Genomic DNA, 2,916 nt, shown 5'->3' with positions numbered 1-2,916 from the left:
GAACAGAACAGAACAGAACAGAACAGAACAGAACAGAACAGAACAGAACAGAACAGAACAGAACAGAACAGAACAGAACAGAACAGAACAGAACAGAACAGAACAGAACAGAACAGAACTAATCTATTCTTATATTCTAAACAAAGCATTTCATCAAAATATTTCTATTTTCGGAGCATAGTATATGTATAAGGGAAGAAACATATACTTATGCGGATTTGCGAATATAGAGCTTGCACTTTCTATTGTCAGATTTCATAATCAGGCGAAAGAAAGCAATTTTTTCGACAATATTTTTATTTATAACGAATATAATTTACCAAAAGATGAAAAATTTGAATCACTACTATCTCATAAATTAGTTCCGAGCAGAGGATTTGGTTATTGGTGCTGGAAACCTTTCGTTATATTAAAAACTTTGGAGAATATAAAAGACGGAGATATTTTGGTTTATGCGGATATCGGCTGTCATATAAATAAAGAAGGTGAAAAACGATTTAATGAATATTTGGATATTGTGATTGAACATAAAGCTTTGTGTTTTAAATTATCTTATTTAGAAAGATATTGGACTAAAGCCGATTTATTTAATTATTTTGATAAACTCAACGATAAAAATATTACCGATACTCCTCAAAGACCGAGCGGTTTTTTTATTTGTGAAAAGAATAATATTAATTTGGAATTTGTTAATAAATGGCTTCAAGTCTATTATGACGATTTTTCTTTAATTGACGATACTCCTTCAAAAATACCAAATTTGGATGGATTTGTAGAAAATAGGCATGACCAGAGCGTTTTTTCTATACTATCCAAAATTTATAATTTTTATACTATAGACGAATGCGAGTTTGAAAATAATATTAAACATTTTCCATTTAACGCATCGAGAGATAAGAGAAGTATTTTTAATTTGTATATAGATAAAATAGTCTGGTGGATACCAAATAGAAAAAAGAGAGACTATATAAGAAATATTTATGAACAATATTGTCGTAATATTTTATTAGACATTATAGATAATAAACAAACTAAAATTAATAGCCATAATCCAATAGATTTTATAATAAAATTATATTTAAGAAATAAAATAAATTCTTTTATTAGAAATAGAAAAGAAATTGGAAATATTATTAATAAGATTTCAGATTATAAAAAAGAGATTAGATTTTAAATTTGATTGATATAGAATTTAATTTATAATTTTTTATAAAAAATTTAGTTTTATTTATATAGGATTACTTCGGACATTGCACTCGTAGTGACAAAGTCATTGCGAACGGTAGTGAAGCAATCCAAATAAAATAGATTACTTTGGACTTCGTCCTCGTAATGACAAATTTCACTGTCATTGCGAGCGTGAGCGAAGCAATCCACTATTAATAAAGTTAAATTTTAAAATCAAATTTAATTAATTTTGGATTACTTCGGTTTTTGCCAAAGGCACTCCTACGGAGACAAAACCTCGTAATGACTGTTTAAAAAATATCGCCATTACGAGTGTAATGGCGACTTTATACATATATGTTATTGATGTAATTTATTTATCTAATCTCGCTCTTAAAGTTTTTCCCATTTCTTCATAGCCTTTTTTACCAAGCATAGCAAACATATTCTTTTTATACTCTTCCACGCCTGGCTGGTCGAAAGGATTAACTCCAAGAATATAACCCGAAATACCGCAGGCTTTTTCAAAGAAATATAAAAGTTCGCCGATTGTGAAAGGAGTAATTTTGTCAATATCGATTATTATATTAGGAACGCCGCCGTCAACATGAGCCAAAACCGTAGCCTCGAGCGCAGATTTATTTATTTCATGCAATTTTTTTCCGTCCAAATAATTTAATCCGTCCAAATCGGAATCTTCTTTTTTTACGCTCAAATCTATATCTTCGTTTCCGACTCTTATAACCGTTTCAAATAATCCTCTTTTTCCGTCCTGTATGAATTGTCCCAAAGAATGCAAATCGGTTGAAAAATCTACCGAAGAAGGATAAATTCCCTTTTTGTCTTTTCCTTCGCTCTCTCCGTATAATTGTTTCCACCATTCGGAAATATAATGCATTCTCGGAATATAATTTACCATAATCTCAGTCGCAAAACCTTTATTATATAAAATATTTCTGAGCATTGCGTATAACATAGAAGGATTTTTTTTATAATCGCCGTCTTTAGTTAATTTTGCCATAGAATCAAAACCTTTAATAAACTCTTCAATATTTATTCCCGCAGAGGCTATAGGAATCAAACCGACTGGAGTTAGAACGGAATATCTTCCTCCGACATCGTCTGGAATTACAAAAGTTCTATATTTGTTTTCCATTGATAAAGTTTTTAAAGCGCCTTTTTTAGCGTCAGTCGTGGCTATTATTCTTTTTGCCGCTCCTTCTTTTCCGTATCTTTTTTCGGCATACTCTTTTAAGAATCTAAAAGCTATCGCAGGCTCGGTTGTAGTTCCGCTTTTTGAAATTACATTGACATAAAAATCTTTTCCTTCCAAATAATCCAAGAGATGTTTAAAATATTCTCCGTTCATATTATGTCCCGCGTATATTACTTGAGTCGCTCCTTTTTTAGCTTGAGCGAATGGATTTAAAAAAGATTCTATTACGGCACGCGCTCCCAAATAAGAACCTCCTATTCCAACAGAAACTAAAACTTCGGCATTCTCTCTAATTTCTTTTCCGAGAGAGTCGATTTCTTTCGCTGTTTTTAAGGCTTCGGAAGGCAAATTAACCCATCCTAAAAAATCGTTTCCCGCTCCTTTTCTGTTTTCCAAAAGTTCGTTTGAAAATTTGGCAAATTCATGCAAATAGTCAAGCTCGTATTCTTTCAAAAAACCCAATACATTTTTATAATTTATAGTTATCATTCGATACTCCATACTTTTATTTTATGAAATATATTATACAATAT

The 2,916-nt window shown here is 30.8% G+C and carries 2 protein-coding genes and 1 pseudogene; 2 read left to right on the top strand and 1 reads right to left on the bottom strand.

Going from position 1 to position 2,916, the window contains the following annotated elements; all coding sequences use genetic code 11:
* Both ACR0QS_RS12490 and ACR0QS_RS12485 read left to right on the top strand, forming a co-directional pair.
* Positions 1–181, top strand: a pseudogene (locus ACR0QS_RS12490) (hypothetical protein); the annotation flags it as partial.
* 3 nt (positions 182–184) lie between these two features.
* The gene (locus ACR0QS_RS12485) at positions 185–1,174 is read left to right on the top strand and encodes a hypothetical protein (RefSeq protein ID WP_432633781.1); all 990 of its coding nucleotides are present in this window, start codon (positions 185–187) and stop codon (positions 1,172–1,174) included.
* 366 nt (positions 1,175–1,540) lie between these two features.
* Here ACR0QS_RS12485 and ACR0QS_RS12480 read toward each other — a convergent pair whose 3' ends face one another.
* Entirely contained in the window at positions 1,541–2,872 is a 1,332-nt protein-coding gene (locus tag ACR0QS_RS12480; protein ID WP_432633780.1) for a glucose-6-phosphate isomerase, read from the bottom strand.
* Positions 2,873–2,916 lie beyond the last annotated feature (44 nt).

Origin of the sequence: Brachyspira sp., from assembly GCF_050873525.1 — a bacterium.
Taxonomy (GTDB): domain Bacteria; phylum Spirochaetota; class Brachyspiria; order Brachyspirales; family Brachyspiraceae; genus Brachyspira.
The sequence above is the reverse complement of the archived record's forward strand: the minus strand, read 5'-3'. Positions and strand labels throughout refer to the sequence as shown.

Excerpts from the sequence above, each read along its gene's own strand:
- ACR0QS_RS12480 (WP_432633780.1), bottom strand. The coding sequence starts at position 2,872 with ATGATAACTATAAATTATAAAAATGTATTGGGTTTTTTGAAAGAATAC.
- ACR0QS_RS12485 (WP_432633781.1), top strand. The coding sequence starts at position 185 with ATGTATAAGGGAAGAAACATATACTTATGCGGATTTGCGAATATAGAG.